The organism is Amycolatopsis sp. NPDC004378 (assembly GCF_053602455.1).
The window spans coordinates 221,255-242,373 of the sequence record NZ_JBSGDR010000006.1; the positions used below are offsets into that span (position 1 = coordinate 221,255).

At 69.8% G+C, this 21,119-nt stretch carries 20 protein-coding genes; 12 read left to right on the forward strand and 8 right to left on the reverse strand.

The features are described from left to right. Positions 1 to 135: 135 nt before the first annotated feature. Positions 136 to 594, forward strand: coding sequence for a hypothetical protein (locus tag ACWEN0_RS20990; RefSeq protein ID WP_451975746.1), 459 nt, complete (start codon positions 136 to 138; stop codon positions 592 to 594). Here the strand turns inward: ACWEN0_RS20990 and ACWEN0_RS20995 are convergent. Beyond that, complete coding sequence (locus ACWEN0_RS20995; RefSeq protein ID WP_451975749.1) at positions 588 to 1,553, reverse strand: isopenicillin N synthase family dioxygenase; 966 nt, start codon at positions 1,551 to 1,553, stop codon at positions 588 to 590. The two genes, ACWEN0_RS20990 and ACWEN0_RS20995, sit on opposite strands and share 7 nt — an antisense overlap. Before the next feature lie 13 nt (positions 1,554 to 1,566). Beyond that, positions 1,567 to 2,025 carry a nucleoside deaminase gene (locus ACWEN0_RS21000; RefSeq protein ID WP_451975751.1) on the reverse strand — a complete coding sequence of 153 codons (459 nt, stop codon included), beginning with the start codon at positions 2,023 to 2,025 and terminating at the stop codon, positions 1,567 to 1,569. A 102-nt stretch (positions 2,026 to 2,127) separates the two neighbouring features. On the opposite strand from ACWEN0_RS21000, the gene ACWEN0_RS21005 reads away from it, so the two are divergent. After that, positions 2,128 to 3,084, forward strand: coding sequence for a helix-turn-helix transcriptional regulator (locus ACWEN0_RS21005; protein WP_451975754.1), 957 nt, complete (start codon positions 2,128 to 2,130; stop codon positions 3,082 to 3,084). Here the strand turns inward: ACWEN0_RS21005 and ACWEN0_RS21010 are convergent. Together ACWEN0_RS21010 and ACWEN0_RS21015 are read right to left on the reverse strand one after the other, a co-directional pair. Continuing rightward, positions 3,081 to 4,169, reverse strand: a complete 1,089-nt coding sequence (locus ACWEN0_RS21010; RefSeq protein WP_451975756.1) for a winged helix DNA-binding domain-containing protein — start codon at positions 4,167 to 4,169, stop codon at positions 3,081 to 3,083. The two genes, ACWEN0_RS21005 and ACWEN0_RS21010, sit on opposite strands and share 4 nt — an antisense overlap. Continuing rightward, a complete protein-coding gene (locus ACWEN0_RS21015) occupies positions 4,166 to 4,720 on the reverse strand; it encodes a DinB family protein (RefSeq protein ID WP_451975759.1) in 555 nt (184 codons plus the stop codon). Before ACWEN0_RS21015 ends, ACWEN0_RS21010 begins: the two co-directional genes overlap by 4 nt. A gap of 61 nt (positions 4,721 to 4,781) precedes the next feature. Between ACWEN0_RS21015 and ACWEN0_RS21020 the strand changes: the two genes are divergently transcribed. Beyond that, positions 4,782 to 5,702 carry a helix-turn-helix transcriptional regulator gene (locus ACWEN0_RS21020; protein WP_451975762.1) on the forward strand — a complete coding sequence of 307 codons (921 nt, stop codon included), beginning with the start codon at positions 4,782 to 4,784 and terminating at the stop codon, positions 5,700 to 5,702. On the opposite strand, the gene ACWEN0_RS21025 is transcribed toward ACWEN0_RS21020, so the two are convergent. Further along, positions 5,696 to 6,475: a pentapeptide repeat-containing protein gene (locus tag ACWEN0_RS21025; protein ID WP_451975765.1), complete on the reverse strand. Its 780-nt coding sequence runs from the start codon at positions 6,473 to 6,475 to the stop codon at positions 5,696 to 5,698. The two genes, ACWEN0_RS21020 and ACWEN0_RS21025, sit on opposite strands and share 7 nt — an antisense overlap. A 142-nt stretch (positions 6,476 to 6,617) precedes the next feature. Between ACWEN0_RS21025 and ACWEN0_RS21030 the strand changes: the two genes are divergently transcribed. Continuing rightward, positions 6,618 to 7,247 (forward strand): TetR/AcrR family transcriptional regulator, encoded by a 630-nt coding sequence (locus ACWEN0_RS21030; protein WP_451975768.1) that lies wholly within the window; start codon positions 6,618 to 6,620, stop codon positions 7,245 to 7,247. Here the strand turns inward: ACWEN0_RS21030 and ACWEN0_RS21035 are convergent. Next, entirely contained in the window at positions 7,237 to 7,869 is a 633-nt protein-coding gene (locus tag ACWEN0_RS21035; protein WP_451975771.1) for a condensation domain-containing protein, read from the reverse strand. The two genes, ACWEN0_RS21030 and ACWEN0_RS21035, sit on opposite strands and share 11 nt — an antisense overlap. 348 nt (positions 7,870 to 8,217) lie before the next feature. Between ACWEN0_RS21035 and ACWEN0_RS21040 the strand changes: the two genes are divergently transcribed. Continuing rightward, positions 8,218 to 8,664 carry a DUF3995 domain-containing protein gene (locus ACWEN0_RS21040; protein WP_451976184.1) on the forward strand — a complete coding sequence of 149 codons (447 nt, stop codon included), beginning with the start codon at positions 8,218 to 8,220 and terminating at the stop codon, positions 8,662 to 8,664. A gap of 778 nt (positions 8,665 to 9,442) precedes the next feature. Continuing rightward, a complete protein-coding gene (locus tag ACWEN0_RS21045) occupies positions 9,443 to 10,000 on the forward strand; it encodes a kinase (protein ID WP_451975774.1) in 558 nt (185 codons plus the stop codon). Positions 10,001 to 10,402: 402 nt separating this feature from the next. Here ACWEN0_RS21045 and ACWEN0_RS21050 read toward each other — a convergent pair whose 3' ends face one another. Beyond that, positions 10,403 to 11,008 (reverse strand): hypothetical protein, encoded by a 606-nt coding sequence (locus tag ACWEN0_RS21050; protein WP_451975777.1) that lies wholly within the window; start codon positions 11,006 to 11,008, stop codon positions 10,403 to 10,405. 52 nt (positions 11,009 to 11,060) lie between these two features. Between ACWEN0_RS21050 and ACWEN0_RS21055 the strand changes: the two genes are divergently transcribed. Genes ACWEN0_RS21055 through ACWEN0_RS21065 form a run of 3 tightly spaced genes read left to right on the forward strand, consistent with a single transcriptional unit; the run spans position 11,061 to position 12,005 of the window. Further along, entirely contained in the window at positions 11,061 to 11,330 is a 270-nt protein-coding gene (locus ACWEN0_RS21055) for a hypothetical protein (RefSeq protein ID WP_451976190.1), read from the forward strand. Positions 11,331 to 11,337: 7 nt separating this feature from the next. Continuing rightward, entirely contained in the window at positions 11,338 to 11,445 is a 108-nt protein-coding gene (locus ACWEN0_RS21060; protein ID WP_451976187.1) for a hypothetical protein, read from the forward strand. Beyond that, entirely contained in the window at positions 11,403 to 12,005 is a 603-nt protein-coding gene (locus ACWEN0_RS21065) for a transposase (protein WP_451975780.1), read from the forward strand. Before ACWEN0_RS21060 ends, ACWEN0_RS21065 begins: the two co-directional genes overlap by 43 nt. Positions 12,006 to 12,084: 79 nt before the next feature. On the opposite strand, the gene ACWEN0_RS21070 is transcribed toward ACWEN0_RS21065, so the two are convergent. After that, the gene (locus tag ACWEN0_RS21070; RefSeq protein ID WP_451975783.1) at positions 12,085 to 14,232 is read right to left on the reverse strand and encodes an FUSC family protein; all 2,148 of its coding nucleotides are present in this window, start codon (positions 14,230 to 14,232) and stop codon (positions 12,085 to 12,087) included. Between the two features lie 622 nt (positions 14,233 to 14,854). On the opposite strand from ACWEN0_RS21070, the gene ACWEN0_RS21075 reads away from it, so the two are divergent. The 3 genes from ACWEN0_RS21075 to ACWEN0_RS21085 all read left to right on the forward strand — a co-directional run bounded on the left by ACWEN0_RS21075 (position 14,855) and on the right by ACWEN0_RS21085 (position 20,996). Next, positions 14,855 to 15,418 (forward strand): hypothetical protein, encoded by a 564-nt coding sequence (locus ACWEN0_RS21075; protein ID WP_451975786.1) that lies wholly within the window; start codon positions 14,855 to 14,857, stop codon positions 15,416 to 15,418. 668 nt (positions 15,419 to 16,086) lie between these two features. After that, positions 16,087 to 20,121, forward strand: a complete 4,035-nt coding sequence (locus ACWEN0_RS21080; RefSeq protein ID WP_451975789.1) for an nSTAND1 domain-containing NTPase — start codon at positions 16,087 to 16,089, stop codon at positions 20,119 to 20,121. A gap of 137 nt (positions 20,122 to 20,258) precedes the next feature. Continuing rightward, a complete protein-coding gene (locus ACWEN0_RS21085; protein ID WP_451975792.1) occupies positions 20,259 to 20,996 on the forward strand; it encodes a hypothetical protein in 738 nt (245 codons plus the stop codon). Positions 20,997 to 21,119 lie beyond the last annotated feature (123 nt).

Consider the following 21,119-nt stretch of genomic DNA (forward strand, 5'->3'; position numbering starts at 1 on the left):
CTTCCGTTAGGCACGGCGTGCAACCGGGAATACCGCCGGGCGTCTTGAACGGCAGGAAGGCGGCGAGGGGCCGCCCGGGGGAATTCAGGGGGAACGATGCGGGTATTCCGTCGTGCCGTCGGGGCCGGTGCCATTGTGGTGGCGGGCGTGATTCTGTCGGCGTGCACCGCCCAGCCGGATTCGCCGGTCGCCACGCCGGCGCCGACGACCGCGACCACCACACCGGCGGCGCCGACGACCGCGACCAGCACGCCGACCGCGCCGACCGCCGTTCCCGCGCAGGTCACCACGTCCGCGCAGGCGGCGAAGCCCGCGCCGGCCAAGGTGAGCGCGTGCGCCTCGGCGACCAAGGCCACGCTGGAAGCCGCGCTCAAGGCGAACAAAGGTATGGCCGAAGCGCTGCTCATCGACCGCAAGGGGCTGCAGGGCATCAACTGCGCCGAATCCTGGGCGTACACGCATTTCACCAACGAAATCGACGGCGGCCACATTCTCTTCGCCTACCGGAACGGAAAGTGGGTCGCGGCCCGCGGGGGCACCGCGGAAGTGTGCGACGAAATTCCGGCCGCGATCGCGAAAAAGATCTGTCAGTGAGTGACCGTGATCGCGTCCAGCTTCTCGCGGAGGTAGTCCGAAGCGATCACTTCCGGGTACGTCGTCCTGCCCAGGGGCGGGGCCAGTGACGTGATCCGCGCGTCGTGGTCGGTTTCGTAGAAGAAGATCAGCGACACCAGGTCCTCGTCCGGGGCGGTGGCCGCGGGCGGGAGGACGCGGTGGCGCGTCGACCGCCAGCGGTCACCCGTCCAGCGGGCCATCAGGTCGCCGATGTTCACCGTGAACGCGTCCGGGTGGAACGGCGCGTCCTCCCACTCGCCGTCGGCCGTGTGGATCTGCAGCCCGCCGACGCCGGCCTGGCGGTCGAGCACGGTCACCGTGCCGAAGTCGGTGTGCGGGCCGATCCGGAACTGCTCCGGTTCCGGCGTCCCGACGTGGGACATCGGTGGGTACCAGTTGATGTTGAACGTGTACGTCGGGTGCGCGGTGTGCCGCGTGAAGTGGCTCTCCGCCAGGCCGAGCGCGGCGGCGAAGATCTCCAGCAGGTGGTCCGAGAGCGCGCGCATCCGGCGCATGTACTCCGTGGCCGTCTCGGCGAGGCCCGGCACTTCGTCCGGCCAGACGTTGGGCTGGAACCAGAACCCGTCGATTTCGGCGACGCCCACGCCGGAATCCGCGCCCGCGGAGTACGACTCCTTGAGGTCCGGCGGGGTCTCGGTGCCTTCGGCGTAGCCGTTGGCCTCGACGCCCGGCGGCAGCCAGCCGCGGCCGCCGACGGTGACGGCGTAGCGCTGCTTGACGTCCTCGGGCAGCGCGAAGAACTCCCGCGCCAGCTCGCGGGTCCCGCGGCGCAGCTCGTCCGGGACGCCGTGCCCGGTGACGAGCAGGAATCCGGACTCCCGCAGCGCCGCGTCGATCCGCGTCGCCACCTCGGCCCGGCCCTCGGACGTGCCCGCGAACCACGGCGAGAGGTCCACGAGGGGAACGGTTGACGGCATACCGGCTCCTGTCCTATTCGGACTTCTCCACCCCGATGTCTTCGAACCACAGGTCCGGGCGCGCGGCGATGAACTCCGTCATCAGCGCGGTGCAGGCGGGGTCGTCGAGCAGGGTGATCTCCACGCCGAGCCCGGCGAGCCAGTCGTGCCCGCCGTGGAACGTCTCCGCTTCGCCGATGATTACGTGCCCGATCCCGAACTGACGGACGAGACCGGAGCAGTACCAGCACGGTGAAAGCGTCGTGACCATGATCGTGTCGCGGTAGTGCGGGCGGCGCCCGGCAGCGCGGAAAGCCGAGGTCTCCGCGTGCATCGAGGGGTCGTCGTCCTGCACCCGCCGGTTGTGCCCGCGGCCCAGCAGGGTGCCCGCGGTGTCGAACAGGGCGGCCCCGATCGGCACGCCGCCCTCGGCCTTGCCCAGTTCGGCTTCTTCGCGGGCGACGGCGAGCAGGGTGTCCGGGTCGATCGGCATGCGCCACTCTTTCCGCCGGACGTGGTCCGTGGCAAGTGGCCGGCCACCTCCCAGGTGGATCGAGGACCGGAACTGTCCGCGATGTCTGGCACACTGCGTGCCATGTACGGGACATCGGAACGCCTGCTCAGGCTGCTTTCGCTGCTGCAGGCCCGGCGCGACTGGCCGGGCGCCGACCTGGCGGCGCGGCTCGAGGTCGACGTCCGCACGATCCGCCGCGACGTCGAACGGCTGCGCTCCCTGGGCTACCCGGTGCACGCGACGCCCGGCGTGGCCGGCGGGTACCGGCTCGGCGCGGGCGCCGCGCTCCCGCCGTTGCTGCTGGACGACGACGAGGCCGTCGCCGTCGCGGTCGGCCTGCGCACGGCGGCGAGCGGCACGGTCAGCGGCATCGAGGAGACGTCGGTGCGCGCGCTGGCGAAGCTCGAGCAGGTGCTGCCGGCCCGGCTGCGGCCGCGGGTCGGCGCGCTGCACGCGGCCACGATGTCGCTCCCGGGCGGCGGCCCGACGGTCGACGCGTCGGTGCTGACCGTGATCGCGGCGGCCTGCCGCGACCACGAGCGCCTGCGCTTCGGCTACGGCGACCGCTCCGGCGCGGAGACCGAGCGCTCGGTCGAGCCGCTGCGGCTGGTCCACACGGGACGGCGCTGGTACCTCGTCGCCTACGACCTCGACCGTGCCGGCTGGCGCACGTTCCGCGTCGACCGGATCACCGGCGTCCCGGCGCCGAGCTTCCGGTTCACCCCGCGCGAACCGCCGGCCGAGGACCTGGCGGCGTACGTCTCCCGCCAGATCTCGACGGCGCCCTACCCCCACCGGTTCGTGCTGCGCGTGGCGGCGCCGGCCGAGGTGCTCGCCCGGCGCATCCCGCCGACTTCCGGGGCCGTCGAGGCGATCGACGAGCACAGCTGCCGCGTGCGGACCGGTGCGAACACCCTGGACACGGTGCCGTACTACCTCGCGCAGTGGGGGTTCGACTTCGTGGTGGAGGAGGCACCGCCGGGCCTGGTCGAGCGGCTGCGGACGGTGGCCGAGCGCTTCGCCCGGGCTGTCGGCTAGCCCGGTTCGACGCGGACGCGCTCGCTTTCGCCGTCGGAGAGGAACGCCGCCAGCTCGCCTCCTTCAGCCGTCACCGCGGCGCGTTCGGGCCGGGTCAGGCGCCGCAACGGCCGCACGGTCACCGTGCCGTCGTCGGTCGTCCAGGTCGCCGAGACGCGGCCGTCGACCAGGACCACGCGTTCGCCGGCCACCGACAGCCCGCGGTGGGCGTCGTCGATGATCCGGCCGCGGTCGTCGTAGCCGAGGATCGCGTTGTCGAACGCGGGCAGGAACCGCACCGGGGCCGGGGTGCCCGCGTCGGGGCGCGGGGCGTCCGGCAGGTCGAGGAGCTCGCGGCCGCGCTCGTCGCGGAAGACCACCAGCTCGTCGCGGACGGCCTTCACCGCCGTCGGGAGCCCGGCCAGGCCGCTCCACATCCGCAGGTCGGCGGTCGCCGCCGGGCCGAACGCGGCCAGGTAGCGCTTCACCAGCGCCTGCCCGACCCCGTCGGCCGCGTCCGGCGGGTCGACGTCGCGGCCCAGCCACGACGCGAGCGGCAGGTTCCGGACCCCGCCCTTGGCGCGCCACAGCCCGCGCGGCGGCAGCTGCGCGACCGGGATCAGCGCGGCGACCAGCATCTCGCCGAGCGGTCGCGGCCCGGCGGCCGGCCACCGGTCCGCGACCGCGCGCGCAAGGTCGCCCATCGACCGCGGCTCGCCGTCGGCCAGCACCGCCCGGCCCGCCGCCGCGAGATCGTCGAGGTCCACGCCGTCGAGTTCGCGGCGGTAGGTGCCGAGGACGCGCTGGCGCAGCATGCCGTCGAAGCGCGCCCGCCACGCCAGGACGTCCTCGGCGGTGAGCAGGTGGACGGTCCGGCGCATCAGGTGGGTCCGCACCACCCGCCGCCCGGTGAGCAGGCCGGACAGCTCCGCCGGGTCGAACGCGCGCAGCCGCGACCACAGCCCCGTGAACGGCTCCTGCGGCTCCTGCGCCTGCAGCCCGCCCAGGTGCGCGACGGCGTCGTGCACGGGCAGCTCGGCGCGGTCGAGCAGCAGCTGCCGGGCGAGCGTGGCGCGGTTGAGCGCCCGCGTGCCGAGAACCGTCACGTCGCCTTCCGGCCGTCGAGCGTCTCGCGCAGGAGGTCCGCGTGGCCGGCGTGCTGGGCGGTCTCGGCGATGACGTGGATGATGGCGCGCCGCGCGGTCCAGACCGTGCCGGGGCGGTTCCACGGCGCGTCCGGCAGCGGGTGCGCCGCGGACAGGTCGGGCAGGGTGCGGACGACGTCCTCGCTGCGCTTCGCGACGTCTTCGTAGCGCGCGAGCACGCTTGCGAGGGTCTCACCGGGCTGCATGGCGAACTCGTTCTGGTGGTCGACGGCCCACTGCGGGTACTCGCGGGCGGTCCCGGCCGCCATGTCCGCCCAGGTCACACCGTCGGGCAGGTCGTACCGCATGGCCGACGGGCCTTCGACGGCGAAGCGCAGCCAGTTCTCTTCCATGGATGCGACGTGCTTGACGAGCCCGCCGAGGCACAGCGCGCTCACGGTCGGCCGCGCGCAGGCCTGCTCGTCGGTGAGGCCGTTGGTGGTGCCGACGAGGGCGGCGCGGGCCGCCGCGAGCTCGGCGATGAGGTCGTCGCGTTCGGTTTCGTGGGTCATGCGACCAGCATGGCAGCAGTAGCGGACAGGGAGTGTCCGCTACTTCGGGCAAGATCGGGGGATGCCGAAAACTTCCGCGCGCCTGCTGGCCCTGCTCTCGCTCCTTCAGGCGCGGCGCGACTGGCCGGGGCCGCTGCTGGCCGAGCGCCTCGAGGTCAGCGCGCGCACGGTCCGCCGCGACGTCGACCGCCTGCGGGAACTCGGCTACCCGATCGCGACGACCAAGGGCCCCGACGGCGGCTACCGGCTCGGCGCGGGCACCGAGCTGCCGCCGCTGCTGTTCGACGACGAGCAGGCGGTCGCGCTGGCCGTGGCCCTGCGGACGGCGACCGGCGCGGGCATCGAGGAAGCCGCCGCGCGGGCGTTGACCACGGTCCGGCAGGTGATGCCGGCCCGGCTGCGCCACCGCGTGGACGCACTGCACGTCACGGCCGTTTCGCCCGCGGGGCCGCCGGTGGACCCGTCGGTGCTGGCGACGCTCAGCGCGGCGGTCCAAGCCCGCGAAGTCCTGCGGTTCGGCTACGCCCCGGCCGGCGTCCCGCGCCGGGCCGAGCCCCACCACCTGGTGACCCGCGGCGGCCGCTGGTACCTGGTGGCGTGGGACCTCGACCGCGCGGACTGGCGCACGTTCCGCGTGGACCGGATGACCCCGCGCATCCCGACCGGCCCGCGGTTCGCGCCCCGGGAGCTGCCCGGCGGCGACGTGGCGGCGTTCGTGGCGGACCGCTTTTCGGGCAAGGACGAATGCCGCGGCGAGGTGATCCTGGACCTCCCGGCGGGCGTGGTGTCGACGTACGCCCGCGACGGCGTGGTGGAGGAGCTGGGCCCGGACCGCTGCCGCCTGGTGCTGGGCGCGTGGTCGTGGGTCGGCCTGGCGGCGTCGATCGGGCGCTTCGACGCGGACGTCGAGGTCGTGGGGCCACCGGAGTTGAAGGACGCCTTCGCGCGTCTGTCACGGCGTTATGCCGCGGCCGCTCAGTGAGAGCCGGGTCCGGGCCACCAGGTGGTCTCGTCGGCGAGGGCACCCGCCAAGTCGGCGTCCTCGAGCACGGTTTCCTCCAGGTCGGCGCCGCGAAGGTCGGCGCCACGGAGGTTGGCCTGGGCGAGGTTGCTGCCGTGGAGCCGGACCCGCCACAGCCGGGCGTTCTCGAGGTTGCCCAGCCGCAGGTCGGCGTGGCTCAGGTCGGCGGTGGGCCAGGACGCGTCGGCGTCTTCGCCCGGGCCCCACCGGCCCAGGACGGTGAGCGCGGCCTGGACGTCCATGGCCCGGACCCGCAAGGGTGGTGTCGCGTCGATCGGCTGGTCGGCAGGGTGGCCGGAGCCGTCCGGGGGTGGCCACGGCGACCGCACCCGCACGTAGGCGGCGAGGATGTGGACGATGGCCTCGCGATCGCGCGCCGATTCCGAGGCGATCCGGTCGAGCGCGTGGATGCCGCCCAGCCGGGCCGACGAGTTCTCGTTCCCGAGGAGCTCGACCGAACGCCCGAACCGCTCGGTGAGCTGGCCCTGCCGCTCGATCTCCCGCTGCTCGCGGCTGTCTTCGACGGTGTGCCGCAGCTGGCGCCACGTGCCGTAGGCGCCCAGGAGCAGCACCGCGCCGGCGATGCCCTGCAGCAGCGCCAGCCGCGCGTCGTTGACGGCCTTCACGTAGTCGGCCGGCGAAAGCGCCGCGAGCTGAGCGCCGGTGAGCTCTGTCCGCACGATCACCACGGGGAAGATCGTCGTGCAGGCGGCCAGGAAGGCGAGGCCCAGCACCCAAGCCCAGCAGGACCGGCTTGCCCGCCCATGACGACGCGAACACGGCAAAGCTCTCGCACTACGCCAGCAAAGCGCCCGCTTACAATGGGCACGGTCGGAGCCGGCCACCGCGGGCGGTGCTATCTGGGAGGATCACCGGATGACGATGTCGCTGTCGGCCGAACTGTGGCCGGACGTTCAGCCGGAGACCGCTCGGCGGCTGATGCTCGCCGGTGTCGAGGCCTTCGCCAAGCGGGGGTACCACGCCACCACCACGCGGGACATCGCCGGGGCCGCCGGGATGAGTCCCGCCGCGCTCTACGTGCACTTCCCCTCGAAGGCCGCGCTGCTGTTCGCGATCAGCCGGTACGGCCACGAGCAGACCCTCGCCCTCGTCGAGAACGTCGTCGCCAAGGAGTCCGACCCCGTCGAGCGGATCCGGCTCATCGTCGAGGACTTCGTGGCCTGGCACGCGCGGCGGCACACCGTGGCGCGGGTCGTCCAGTACGAGCTGCAGGCCCTGCCGGAGCAGGAGTTCGAGGTGGTCGCCGAGCTGCGGCGGCGCATCGAGCGGATCGTCCGCAAGGTCATCGCGGACGGCGTCGCGGACGGCGTGTTCACCGTCTCCGACCCGCACGTTTCGGCCCGCGCGGTGCTTTCGCTGGGCGTCGACGTCGCCCGCTGGTACTCCGAACGCGCGCGCCAGACGCCGACCGCGCTCGGCAAGGAGTACGGCGAACTCGTGCTGCGGATGCTCGGCGCTCGGCCTGAGACGCCGGTCACAGACTAAGCGGTCGTTTTGCCGACGCCCGGTGACCGACCACGGCGGCGGGGCCCGATCGTCCTCGTGGCGGATGCCTTGTTCGCGGCGGTTGATGGCGTCGCAGCGCGGGCGTTGGCGTGGGATCTGCCGTCGTCGGCGTTCGTGTGCGGGTAGGCAGGCGGGGGTGCCGGATGTCTCGCGCGAGCGGTGTCATCGACCGGCCGTCACCGGCGATGTGGTGGATCACCGTGGCCGGCACGTGGTCGCGCTCGGAGAGCGCGAACAGCTCCGCCCGGATCGGGACCTTGGTGTCGAGGTCGAACGGACGGGCGGCCGGCCGGTGGATCACGCCGGCCAGGTCGGCCGCGGCGATCTCCGTGACCGGCACCGTCAGCCGCGCGTCGCCGGTGCCGAGGATGCGCTGGTACGGCACATCGTCCTGGTCCACGAAGAGGGTCCGGAGCAGTTCGTGCCGGTCCAGCAGGTCCTGGGGCGCCGCGGTCAGCGCGGTCCGGTCGAGCGCACCGGTCAGCCGCAGCACCGCCGGCATGTTGTAGGTGGCGTTCGGACCTTCCAGCCGGTTGGGGAACCACAGTCGCTGCTGCGCGTGCGAACGCGGGATCATCGGGTGCAGGCACGAAAAACGCATCTTCCGAGGGCGTGCTCGGTTTCTCCAAGGGGCTTCCCGTCCGAGTCACGTTTGTGAGCCGGCGGACGCGGGTGCCCGGTGCGGACAACTGCAGAATCGGCCGAGCCGGTATTCGTGCCCGGCGGCCGCGGAATGCGCGCCCCGATTACGGTGCGAAACAAACCCGGCCGGGAACAAGTCGCTGTCACTCAGTCGATAAGTGGTTGAAAGTTGGTTCACTGCGCTGCGCGCCGAACCGCTGACGCGGACGCGCGGGATTGTCACGCCTGGTGGGATAGGGTTATCCAGGTGACGGGAAGATTGCGTTCGAACCTCGTGTGGTCCGGGTATCTCGCCGCGGGCTGGGCCGTGATATTCGCGGGTGTGCATTTCTTTTGGGCGCTCGGCGGCGCGGTGGGTCTGGACATCTCGGCGGGGACCCAATTGGCCGCTGAGCGGCCGGGCTGGTTCGTGGCCGGCGGCCTCTGGGGGGTCGGCGGCCTGTGCCTGGTCGGGGCGCTGATCGCGCTCGGGCTGTGCCGGCGCGGGGTGCGCGGGCGCAGGTGGCGGCTCCTCAAGCTGCTCGGCTGGGCCGTGGCGGTCCTGCTGCTCGTCCGGGGAATCGGTATCGAGCTGCTGATCCTCAGTGGCGCCCAGGAGATCGGGGGAGCGGTCAGCTCCGCGCAGAAGTTCTGGACGCTGGCGCTCTGGAACCCGTGGTTCATCCTCGGTGGCCTGCTGTTCGGACTGGCGGCGCGGAGTTTCGGGAAGGCCCTGCCCGACCGTACGGGTGCGGTGCCCGAAGCCGTCCGCTGAGTCCGTTCGGGTCGGTTCCCCGGTTTCGGCCGTTAGTTATTTCTGATGGGGGCCCAATTGTCATGGGGGAAACCCCCTTCGGCGGCTGCTCGAGGTGCCACGCCCAGGATGAGGTTCTCCAGCGCGGTGTCACCTATCGAGATACCGAGGAAAAACCACCCGGGGTCGAATGTGCCAACTGGGAACAGCGAACAGCCCAGTTCGGGGTCGAGTTCGAACGGCTGACGTGCGGCCGAGACATCCGGACCGTCGATCTCCCTCTTCAGCCCACCGAATTCGCCCAAGGACGCCGCGGCAGTCGGATTCATCCGAACCAGACCACCACCGGCACCCACCAGTTGTCGACTACGAGGCGGGGGCGCGTGGTGGGTGAACGGCAAGTGCGGCTGGTGGTCACCAGCCAAGTCAGCATCTCCGCCGAACCGAAAGGCGAGGTGGTGCACGTGGAGGACGGCTGCCGGTGGAGCAGACCTGGGTACCGCTCGGCGCATCGCCCAGCTTCGCCGACGACGAAGCCTTGATCGCGACCTGGCGCGCCGCCCTGCAATGGCGCCAAGCCTGCGCGTGAACGGCCAGGGTGGATTCCGGCCGTGTGCTGAATGCCGTGCGTCGCGTAGGCACACGACGAGGTGGTCCCCTCGACTGTCATCCTGCTCGTCGGGTAGTAGCGGGCATCGTGACCGAGCGGAGCGACGGACCACGCCTCGAGGCCGCTGATGCCGGATCGATCGGGGCTCGCGCGGCAGCGCACGACACGGCTGGACCGGCGACGGCGGCGATGTCGCAGGAGCTGCCCAGCGGACTGACTGGCTCACTGCACACCCGGCTGGTCGTGCTCCGGGGTCCGTCCGGCGCCGGCAAGACCACGGTCGCTACCGCTGTGCGCGCCCGCCTCGGCCGCGGCGTCGCGCTGGTCCAGCAGGACGTCCTACGGCGCGTTGTCCTTCGCGAGCACGACGTCCCCGGCGGGCTGAACATCGCGCTGATCGCGACGGTCTGCCGATTCAGCCTCGACGCCGGCTATCACGTCGTCCTCGAAGGCATCCTCACCGCAGCCCGGTACGGGCCGATGCTGCGCCAGCTCGCCACCGACCACCAGGGCCGCACCAGCTTCTTCTACCTCGACGTGCCCTTCGCCGAGACCGTGCGCCGCCACGCCACCCGCCCCCAAGCCGGCGAATTCACTCCTGCGGACATGCGCGGCTGGTACGCGGCGAGCGGGCGCCTCGACATACCCGGCGAGCAGGTCATCGCCGCCACCTCGTCGGCCGAGGACTCGGTGCGCCGGATCATGGCGCACCTGGCCGCCGACGAGCGGGGCGCGTGCGGCACCTGACCGGCATCGCCCTCGGCCTGCACTGGTGCAGCGCTCCATGTGGGCGGGCAAGCCGACACCGGGCCGGGTTCCTGGCCGCCCTCGCGCGATCATGCCGGCCGACGTGTTGATCATCGTTATGATCGGGCCCGCGCCGCGCTGCCACGCGGAACGGCGTCCCTGCTCCCCGGCTTTCCACCACTCCCACCGCCCGACGGCCAGCCCGTGTCACGGAGGCGGGCCCGGTCATCGAGGGGGGGGAGGTAACGACCGGGCCCGCGCGCAGAACATACCCAGGTCCACGCCCAAAAATGCCTCGTCTTCGGAACTTCCTCCACCTGGACGCAGAACAGCGTCACCGTTCTGCGGCGGGTAGACCGCACGCCACACGAACTGCCTGATCAGGAACTGCACAACAGCGGGCTAGCGCCGATGCTCTCCGACCGAGGGATCGCACACCTCGATCACGATCGGTGCGTCGCCGCCCGCGTCCTGGAGCCGCCATACCCGCGCACGCGCGCCGGCCTCCGGCACCTGAGCCTGGAAAAGCATCGGCGATCGCGACGTCGCGCGCTCCCACGTCGCGCACATCGGTCCCTTCGCGGTGTCGACGATGAGCGTGAAGCTGTCGACACCGCCATCCTCGATGGTCGAGACCGTGCGAGCGGAGACGGTACCGTCGAGCAATTCCACTCGACCGTTCGCTTCCGCCCAGCGAGAGCGGGCGCGCACGCGCTCGGCGCTCCGGGCGACGGCGGCGAAATACGCGATCCACAGCACGACAACGAGGGCCGTGAACACGAGGGTGAACAGGAGAGAGAACCACCAGCCGGGGGACGGCTCCGTCCACAGCAGGACGATCGCCCCGACGCCCACGGCCGCGGCAAGGACGAGGAGCGTCACCACGACGACGCGGCTGATCGTTCGCAGAGGGCGACGGACCGGCAACTCGACGGGCGGCACCGGATCCGGCCAGCGGTCGACGAGTACCACGACCTGCCCGGCAGACACGGTGGTCGATTCGGCCATGGCGTGAGTCTACGGCCAGTACCTGGACAACAACTCCACCAGCCAATACAACATGGCAAGCAGCCCGTCCCCACATCCCGATGACGAGAGCAACCTGCCGGCAAATGAAGCGCACATTGACCCTGACCGCCGCACTGTGCCTGATGTTCGCACCGATGTCCGGCGTGGAGAAAAGTCCGAGACCGGGCTGGACGGCCTGGACGAGCAACTGGTGGCGCAGCTGACCAAACGGCTGCCGGAGTCCGCGCTTCGAGCCGAAGATCGTGGCCAAGCGGCAGAAACGCCTGGGCGGGGTGGACGCGATCCACGTGAAGATCCGTGATGGGCAGGTGGCCAACCGGCCGATCTACGTCGCGTTGGCGGTGACCCGTGAGGGCCGCCGCGACATCCTCGGTTGTGGGCCGGGGACGGCGGCGAGGGCGCCAAGTACTGGCTGACCGTACTTACCGAGCTGAAGGACCGCGGTGTCGCCGACGTGCTGATGGTCGTCTGTAACGGGCTGGCCGGGCTGCCGGACGCGATCACCGCGGTCTGGTCGCGGACGATCACCCAGACCTGCATCGTGCACTTGCTGCGCAACAGCTTCCGTTATGCCGGCCGTCAGCATGGGGACGCGATCGCCAAGGCACTCAAGCCGGTCTGCACCGCGGCCACGGAGGCCGCCGGTATCCGGCGATCGTGCGGTTGTGGGACAACGCGTGGGGGAGTTCGTGCCGTTCCTGGCCTTCGCCCCGGAGATCCGGCGCGTGATATCCGCTCGACCAACGCGCTCGAGAGCGTCCACGCCCGTATCCGCCGCGCGGTGAAGGCCCGGGGGGACTTCCCGAACGAACCGCGCCACGTGCGACCCGTCGGCGGGGCTTTGTCGGAGGGCCGGGCGGGCATGAAGATCTGGTTGATCACCAGGATGTCCCGAGGGTTCGGCTTGGAGATCGCGTGGCAGGCCCTGGACGCGGGCGACACGGTGGTGGCGACCGCGTGCGAGGGTGGTCGATGACACGCTGGCTACTGATGCGCAGGAGGATCGTGGACGATGCGGGGTGCTCGTCGATCCTCGAGGACGCGGTCGTGGCGAGCTATCGCCACCAGGGCCGGTGGCGTTGGGCCGCGACCACGCCTGCCGGCTCGACGAGCTCGGCGAGCCGCGGCGTGATGTGCTTGATGTGCTCGTGAACCCAGAGCGCGCAGGCGAGGTCGTGGACCGAGGCACCATGGGTCTGGAGGGGGTCGGCGAACTCGGGTGGGGCGAGCATGGGCACGTCGCCGTGATCGGTGCGGTCCAGGCGGGAGGCCAGGTGGTCGTACCAGGCGGCGAGCTGGCCCGCCTGTTCGCCGAGCATCCGGCGGAACGGGTCCGGGGCAACGTGGGGATTGGGCAGGCCGGCCAGGGAGTGCGCGGTCAGCCGGGCCCGGAGCGTCCCCATGACCAGCCGCCACAAGTCGGGCTTGGGCACGTGCTTGGTGCCCTGTTCGCTGAGGAATCCGCGGAGCGCGTCGTCGAGCCGGGCGCCGGCTGCGGTCGCCGCGGCTGGAGCGGGCGGGTCGCGGCGCAGGCCCAGTGCCCAGTTCGCGGCTGCGGCCAGGTACACCCCACCTGTGCGGAAGGCGTCGGCGAGGTCGTCGGCGACCACGGCTCCGGCGCCGCGGGGCCAGAACAGCGTGCCCACCACGAGGCTGACCGCACAGCCGATCGCGACGTCTTCGATCCGTACGACCCCGATTTGCCACCCGGCGGGGGCGAGCAGGTTGAACAGCACCGACACCGTCAAGGTGAAGGCTGCCTGGCCGACGGTGAAGGGCAGGGCACCCGGTGCGTAGGCGGCGACCAGCACCGCGACCGGGAGGGCGATCCACAGCGCGGGCGCGCTGGTGCCGATGACCAGCAACAGCAGCGCGCCGATGACGACACCCAGTGCGGTCCCCGCCAAGGCGCGCAGGGCAGTCGACCCGGTCGCTGCCGCGTTGCCGCGCAGGACCGACAACGTCCCGAGCACCACCCAGAACCCGTGCTCGACGCCGCTCACCCCGGCGACGACCACCGCGGCGGTCAACGCCGCGGCACCGCGGAGGCTGTTGACGAACCAGACGGACCGGATGCTGGCCTGAGGGGACGCTACCCGCGTCAACGAGGCCAAAGAGAGGCCGCCGGGCCGGATAACGCGCGTCCGGCCGGGTGTCGCGGCGAGTGCCTCCACGATCGCGGTGCCGACGGCGAAGGCCGTGGTGCGGGCGTGGAAGGACAGGTGCACCGCGTCGGCGTAGCGGGGATCGTCGGAGCTCAGGTCGCGGAGCCATTCCACGCTCCGCTGGACGCTCCGTTCGAGTTCCTCCGGATCGGGCGTGGCCGGTTCACCGGAGAGCAACCGGTCGACCGTTCGCAGGCCGGCGGCGGCGTCGGCCAGGAGTTTGCGCTCGACCTCGGGCGCCCCGCTGAGGTCCGGGTACTCGTGCAGGGCGTCGGCGATGACCGAACCGCACCACTCGAGCAACCCGACCAGGCTGTTGAGGGCCTGGTCGGCGGTGGCCAGGCCGGTGGGGCGGTAAGGCGTCGCGGTGAACTCGTCGATCAGGCGGTGTTTGGCCTCGATGGCCGCCTCACGCGCCGTGCTCACGCCGGGGTCGCCGCGCAGGGCCGCGTCGAGGTAGCCGGCCATGGTGCCGGCGGCGCGGGCCGTCGCGTCGCGAAGGGCCGTGGCGGGGGACCGTGGGGACAGCAGCAGGACGGCGGCCGTGCCCACCACCGACGCCAGCCACCATCCGCCGAGGCGGGCGGGCACCATGCTCATCGTGCCGGGTGAGGCGGCCGGGAGAACGTAGGCGAGCAGGGCGGCGGTGCCGCCCGAGGCCGCGTTCGGTCCCGCGACGCCGCCGAAGAGCACCAGGAAGGTGACGATCAGCGTCACTACGGCCGCCAGCGGCAGCGACGCACTGGCGGCGGTGCCGACGACCAGCAAAACGCTGCCGGTGACGGCGAGCCCGAAGTGGGCTCGCAGCTTGGCCGCCCGGTCGCCGCCGAACGATGCCAGGACCAGCGTGGCGAACCCGCCGAACGCGGCGAACGTGGCCACCTGCAGGTCGCCGAGCACCTTGATGCTGAACGCGAACAGTGCGGGCACCACGAGAGTGGCGCGGACCGCGCGCAGAGCGGCGGGCGTGGACCACTGTGGAACCCAGTCCCTGGGCCGTGCCAGGCGGGTCTTCAGCGCGGGGGAGTCGATCGCCACCGGCAGAGCATAGACCGGCCCGGTACCGCGGAACTGCTCGTTCTCCGCAGGTCGGAGGTCCGGACGCTCGTGGCGGGGTGCCGGCTGCGTGGGGCCGGCACCTCGGTTCGTTCATCGGCGCATGCGCTTCGAGAGGAGCGCGGCGGCGGGCCGGTCAGTCGCCTCGAGCGAGGATGGCGGAAGGGGAGCAGGCCACGCAGTTCACGGTCTGGCATGACCGTTGAAGGATCTGTTGTCCGCTTCGCGGAAAGAGCAGGCGCGAATGTTCGCCGTTGTTGGTGCGGAGCTCGGTGACGGCGAGCATGCGTTGGCACCACAACGGGGCGACTGGTCGCGTTGGGCTTGGTGGCAAGGTGGAAGGTGTCGTAGGTCGAGTGCGGCTGCTGGTTGCGCTGGTGATCGCCGTTCTCTTGGGTTTGGGAGTCGCTCCGGCGGCATCGGCTTGGACGGATGACTACCCGTCGCCATGGCGTACCGCAGCCCAAGACTCGGCGTACGACTCGCGGGGCTACTACAACCGGGAGTGCACGAGTCTACGCCGTGAACGGCAACCCGGCGGTCGGGGTGATCGCGGAGTCGTCGGGGCACCTCGCCTCGGTCGAGGCCTGAACGACGACGGACCGTGACGATCGAGGAATACAACTACGACTACACCGGCACCTACAACGAGCGGAGGACCGCTGTATCGGCATTTCACTACATCTACGCGCGTGACATCGCGTCGACCGGCGCCGGCTTCGTCGAAGGTGCCGTCCTCGGATCGACCGAGACGGGTGTCGTCTACCGCGTGGTCGGCGGTGCGCCGATCCGGCTGTACAACCAAGGTGCGGTGCCGAGGTTCAGCGGCTCCGTGACAACAATGGTGCACCAGCAGGTGATCGACCAGATACCCGCCTACCCGGCCGACGGGGCATACGTCAACATCGTGGAAGCGGGCGGCAGCGGGATCTACCGGTCGTCGGCGGCGCGCCGGTCCGGTTGTTCAACTGGGGAGCGATTCCCGGGTTCGACGGTGGGCGCGTCGTCGACGTCAACTTCCAGTCGCTCGCGAACCTGGACCACATGGCACCAGTGCCTGCCGATGGTTCGTACATCAACATTGTGGAAGCCGGGGCAGTGGGATCTACCGGTTCGCCGGCGGGGCGCCACTGCGGCTGTTCGACTGGGGCGCGGTCCCCGGATTTGACGGCGGCCGCGTCGTCGACGTCAACTACGATTCGCTCGCCACCTTGGACCACATGAGGTCCGTACCGGTCGACGGGACCTGGCCGGGTTCGGCCGAGACCGGGATCGTCTACCGGTCGCCGGCGGCGCCGCGTTGCGGCTGTACAACCACGGCGCGCTGCCGGGGTTCTCAGGAGCGAACGTGGTCATGGTGAACCAGGTGACTCTGGACAATCGGTACCACTTGCTGACCACGCCTGCGGACGGCACTGCGCTCCAGGGAGTCCCTTCGGGCAACAAGAGGACGATCACCGGTGGGCGGCGATCACCTGGGTCTGCAGCCGCCGGGGTCGGTGTCGACGACCAGACTTTGGAGGCGTTTCCAGCGGGAACCTTGTCGCACCCAGCTGCTCGTCCGCCTGGTCGTCTCCGAGCGCGGTAGAGCCCGGACAAAGGGAGCGTCGCACTGGCCAGTGAGCCAGCGCGGAGGAGGAGACGACCGGCGTCGTCCGTCCGGTCGAGTGGTGCGCTAACTCCTCCGAGGAAACCCCGATCGTCAATGATCTTTGCGACTGTGACAAGCTGGCTCACAAATTGTCCATGTTTTGTCGTCTCTTGGCTGGCGTGCTGACTCGATACCTGTCGTGCCGAAATATGAGGTGATTTCGTGCTACGCTAGCTCGCCATTTAGTGGCTCGTGCGGTCGATTTGATCATTGGGGAGAGTGATCCGGTCGTGGATGAACAAGGAGCGAAATCTTCCGGTCAGCCGCGTCCCGATCCGCTCGAGATCGCGTCTCCGTCGGACTTCGGCGAGGCGTTGACGTCTCTTCGTGATCAGGCCGGGCTCTCGATTCGCGGGCTGGCGGAGAAACTTAAGGAGGAAACGGGCGAGGTTGTCCCGTCTTCCACGCTCGGAGGCTGGTTCAGCGGAAGTCATCTTCCTACGCCGAAGCTGTCGACTGTGTTCGAAGGGGTGCTCCACGCTTGTGGCGAAGATGATCCGACTGTCGTCGAGCGGTGGCTGCGGGCGCTACACGTCGTCCGTCGCCCGCCTGGTCCGCGGCCGGGGGACGACGCCTCGCCGTTTCGGGGACTTGCGTTCTACGAACCTCAGCACGCGCGGTACTTTTGCGGACGGTCGGCGCTGTCGGGTGAACTGTGCTCGCTGGTTCAGCGAGCGGAGGTCGAATCGGTTCCTGTGGTCGTCGTCGGGCCCTCGGGGTCCGGAAAATCTTCACTTCTTCGCGCGGGAATGATCCCGCGGTTCTCGGACAGTTACGATTGTCTGGTTCTGAAGCCGGGGCCGCGGCCACTTGACGTTCTCGCGCGCGAAGCTGCGAACGTGTCAAGCTGCCGCATCCAGGAATTCGCGTCGGCCTTGGCTGGGAAACCGGAGCAGTTCGGTGCCCTGCTTCGAACTGTGGACGAAGCGGACGTGTCCGCTGGGATCAGGCACAGAGGCCTGTTGGTCGTCGTCGATCAGCTGGAGGAGATCTTCACGCAGTGCTCGGACGAGTCTCGGCGGAGAAGCTTCGTCGACGCGCTGTGCGCCGCAGTCGGCCGCCCCGATCCCGCGGACGGAGACGGCTCGCGCCCGGTAGCGGTCGTGTTCGGTATGCGCGCGGACTTCTACGCCCGAGCCCTCCAGATTCCGCAGCTTCGAGTGGGACTTCAGCGGGCACAGTTGATCGTCGGACCCATGAGCCGCGAGGAACTCGCAGAGGCGATCACCGGCCCGGCCAGAGAAGCAAGGTTGAGCTTCGAGCAGGGGCTGGTCGATCTCTTGTTGGAGGAGATCGCTCCGGCTGGGACCCGGCGACTGAGCGCCGGCCACGAAGCCGGTGCACTGCCGTTGCTCTCGCACGCCTTGTTGGCCACGTACGAGCAAGCAACCAGTCGAAGACTGACGTTGGCCAACTATCGTTCGACCGGCGGCATCCACGAAGCGATCTCCCGTTCGGCCGAAGATGCATACGGTCGCCTCGATACGGCAGGGCAGCGTGAAGCGGCTCGTAGGTTGTTTCTCCGCCTCGTGCTCACCAGCGATGATGCCGTGCCGGTTCGTCGACGGATTCGGCGTGAGGAACTCTCCGGGCGTGGCGAGGGAACCGAGACCGACGAAGTCCAGCGGGTGGTCGACCAGTTCATCGAGGCTCGGCTGCTGTCCGCCGACGAGCAATCCATCGAGATCACCCACGAGGCCCTGCTGGTGGCGTGGGGGCGCCTGCGCGGATGGCTGGAAGCGGACGAGGTCGGGCTGCGTATTCATCGGCACCTGGCGCAGGCGGCGGCGGCGTGGCAGGAGGCAGGGCGCGATCCTGATCTCCTCTACCGCGGTGGGGCCCTCGAAGTAGCCAGAGAACGGTCTGCCCAACAGGCGGCAGAACTGCGCTTGAACGAGGTTGAACAGGAGTTTCTGGATGCGAGCCTGGAGCGGCAGCACAACGAACGGCAGCGCGCTCGCCGCCGTGTTCGGCAGCGGAACCAGGTGGTCGCCGTGCTCGTCGTCCTGGTCCTTGCCGCATTGGGGGTCGGCGCGTACGCGCGACAGGTGCAGGTGACTGCAGAGCACGACCGGGAAAATGCCAGTAAGGAGAACACCGAGTCGCTCTCCCGGTTCGTGGCGGATGAGGCTGATCGGCTCCGCGCCAAGGACGTGCCGTTGGCCATGCAACTTGCACTCGCCGGCTATCGGATCGCTCCGACTGCCGAAGCCAGGTCAAGTCTTCTCAACATGTCAGCGGTGGCGCCCGCCACCCGGGCAAAACCCGCTTCCGGAGCCGGGACAGCGGTTGCCGTGGCACGTCAGGGCGGACTCGTCGCTGCAGGGACGACGGGCGGCGTGGTCGAACTTTGGCGCGCTGATGACGCACAAAAGTTGATCCCGGTCGGTGTGGCAGGGAAGGCCGGCTTGGCCGTTTCGACGGTCGCCCTCGCGGATGATGGCAAGCTGTTGGTCACCCAAAGAGGCCAGGCGACCCCTCATCTCTGGAACCTGGACGATCCTTCTCGGCCACGTGACCTTGGTTCGTTGTCCGGCTACGTCGGGGCGATCGAGTCTTTCGCGGCTTCTGCTGATGGTCGTCTGGTCGCGGCTGGAACCGACAAGGGGGATCTGTATATCTGGAATCTCCGGACCTCCGCACCGCCCAAGACTTTGCATGTGCCCTCGGGCCGGCCTGTCACGTCGGTGAGCTGGTCTCCCGATCGACAGACTCTGGCAGCTGGAACCGACCAGGGAACCGTGGTGCTCGGGCACGTCGTCGACGACGGTGTGCCGGTTTTGGCTGGCAGCCCACGTGGGTCGGCGAGCAGGATCTTTTCGCTTGCCTTCAGTGCCGACGGCCACCGGCTGGCCGCGGGGACCGGTGCCCAGCACGACGTCTACGTGTGGGACGTTTCCGATGCGGCTCGTCCCGTTCCCGTAGGCGCACCCCTCACCGGTCCAGCCAGCTGGGTGAATTCGGTATCTTTCAGCCCGGATGGCGCCATCGTTGCCGCCGGAAGTTCGGACAGTCTGCTGTGGTTGTTCGATGTGGCGACCGGGCGTCCGATCGGGCAGCTACCGCACCCGAACCCGGTCATCGGCGTGGCCTTCGCTGCACCGGGTGTCGTGCTGACTCTCTCTGATGAAGGGGTGGTGCGCCGGTGGAACGTGCCGGGGCCGGTCATTTCCGGCGCACGCGACTCCATCTTCGCAGTCAGCTTCGACGCGACGGGCACTGAGCTCGCCGTGGGGCCAGGGTCGGACGGCAATACGCTGACGGTGTGGAACGTGAAGGATCGGCTTCGCCCGACTTTGCGAACCACGGTCGTCGACGATCCGAGTGCAGGCCGGTTTTCCGGCTCCGGAACGTTGACAGCGGACGGCAGGCTGTTCGTCGTCGGTTGCAGTGATGGCACCGTCCAAATCTGGAACATCTCGGACCCGGCCGGGCCGCGGCTAGCGGGACCGCCGTTCGCTGCGAGCACGGGCCAAGAACTCGTGGAGTCGGTCAACCTCAGCCACGACGGCAAACTTCTGGCGGTCAGCGCGGATGATGGAGCCGTGGCCCTGTTGGCGCTTTCCGAGACAGGGTCGGTTCACGCGCTGTCGAGGGTCAGCCCACCAGATGCCGTCAAGTTCTATCAGGCGGCCTTCAGCGGCGACGGGCTGCTGCTCGCGGCCGTCGCCGAAAACGGCAAAGTCTACTTGTGGGACATCCGTGATCGGGCCCATCCACAGCTCTTGTCCGTATCGGGAGGATTCAGCGCCGCCGCCTACTCGGTCGCGTTCAGTCCCGACGGGCGTACTCTGGCCGCCGGCAGCGCCGACAACACAGTGCGGCTGTGGTCCGTGAGTGATCCGCGAAATCCGGCCGCTCTCGGCCGACCGGTCACCGGCCCGGTCGGATACATCTACTCACTGACGTTCGACCCGACGGGTGGCACGCTGGCCACCGGGAGCACGGACAACACCGTCTGGCTCTGGGATGTGTCGACTCCGAGCGCCCCTCGCCGGCTGGCTACGCTCACCGGCCCTACGCAGGGCGTTTTGACCGTCGCCTTCGCACCGGACGGCCGGACGCTCGCCGCAGGTGGTCACGACCGATCCGTCCGGCTGTGGACCACCGACCCCGAAACACTGGCGAGCTGGATCTGTTCGGCCGCCGGTGAGCCGATCAGTCGGAGCGAGTGGGAAAAGTACGTACCCGGCCGCCCCTACCTGCCTCCGTGCCCGTGATCGATCCAATCCGATGGTGTACGAATGTGTACGACCATCTCCGCGCTCGGCCATCGAGAGTAACCCCGGCTCTTCGAGTGGCGAAATCTGTCCTGAAGCGGCACAAGCCGCAATGCGTCGCGGGAGACGGGAGAACCATGAAGATCCGAAGCTTGGCCGCGACAGGAGTGGCGACCGCGTTGTTCTTGACCTGCGGGGTCGCCGGGGAAGCGGCCGCCGGGCAGGATCGAATCATCGAAAACGTCGTTTTCTACTCCGGTGTCGGGCACGCCGGCGCGGAAACCGCACAGTCTCTCGGAGCAGCTCGCGTCCTTACTGTCGACGGGACTTTCGACGGTAGGTGGCCTGGGCAGCAGTCCTGCCAACCCGATGCCTCCGCGGTCGCTTTCGGGGGATACCGGATCACGCGGTTGGCCGGGTGGAGCCTGGGCCGGCTGGGGCCGATCTACGCGCTCGGCTACCTTCGTTCGCACGCTCCAGCAGTGGCTCGCGACATCGACTACATCGTGATGTACGACCCGGGTTCTCCCGAGGACTTCAATGGATCGTGCGATTCCGCACCACAAGTCGATGCGTCGAACGTTCTCGCTTGGTGGCTTGGCATGCCGGGAACGGATCATCGGCTCGTTGTCGTCGCCGGCACTCTGACGGCGACCGACGACTACGAGTCGATCCGAGGAACCTACTTTCCGGCCATCAGGGCGGCCGGCCTGGCGACTCGGCTACGAGTACTCGTCTGTGGTTACGACCTGGATCATGAGCAGGCCTATGAGAAGTACGCCCGCCTCATGACGGGGCCGAGACTTCTGACCGTACCGGCGGCGCTGAGTTGCCCGGCCCAGAGCGGTCGCCCGGTGCCGGGCTGGAACCCGTGAAAGCGGGATCGGACGGTCACGCCGTATGTACGGACGTGTACGGACGTCTCCTCGGAGATCTCGAGGCTGTACGAACTCGCACGAGCAACTCAGCGTCACTACCTGTGACCTCCAGTGAGCTGT

Excerpts from the sequence above, each read along its gene's own strand:
- ACWEN0_RS20995 (WP_451975749.1), bottom strand. The coding sequence starts at position 1,553 with ATGCCGTCAACCGTTCCCCTCGTGGACCTCTCGCCGTGGTTCGCGGGC.
- ACWEN0_RS21000 (WP_451975751.1), bottom strand. The coding sequence starts at position 2,025 with ATGCCGATCGACCCGGACACCCTGCTCGCCGTCGCCCGCGAAGAAGCC.
- ACWEN0_RS21005 (WP_451975754.1), top strand. The coding sequence starts at position 2,128 with ATGTACGGGACATCGGAACGCCTGCTCAGGCTGCTTTCGCTGCTGCAG.
- ACWEN0_RS21015 (WP_451975759.1), bottom strand. The coding sequence starts at position 4,720 with ATGACCCACGAAACCGAACGCGACGACCTCATCGCCGAGCTCGCGGCG.
- ACWEN0_RS21020 (WP_451975762.1), top strand. The coding sequence starts at position 4,782 with ATGCCGAAAACTTCCGCGCGCCTGCTGGCCCTGCTCTCGCTCCTTCAG.
- ACWEN0_RS21030 (WP_451975768.1), top strand. The coding sequence starts at position 6,618 with ATGACGATGTCGCTGTCGGCCGAACTGTGGCCGGACGTTCAGCCGGAG.
- ACWEN0_RS21035 (WP_451975771.1), bottom strand. The coding sequence starts at position 7,869 with ATGCGTTTTTCGTGCCTGCACCCGATGATCCCGCGTTCGCACGCGCAG.
- ACWEN0_RS21045 (WP_451975774.1), top strand. The coding sequence starts at position 9,443 with ATGTCGCAGGAGCTGCCCAGCGGACTGACTGGCTCACTGCACACCCGG.
- ACWEN0_RS21050 (WP_451975777.1), bottom strand. The coding sequence starts at position 11,008 with ATGGCCGAATCGACCACCGTGTCTGCCGGGCAGGTCGTGGTACTCGTC.
- ACWEN0_RS21055 (WP_451976190.1), top strand. The coding sequence starts at position 11,061 with ATGGCAAGCAGCCCGTCCCCACATCCCGATGACGAGAGCAACCTGCCG.
- ACWEN0_RS21085 (WP_451975792.1), top strand. The coding sequence starts at position 20,259 with ATGAAGATCCGAAGCTTGGCCGCGACAGGAGTGGCGACCGCGTTGTTC.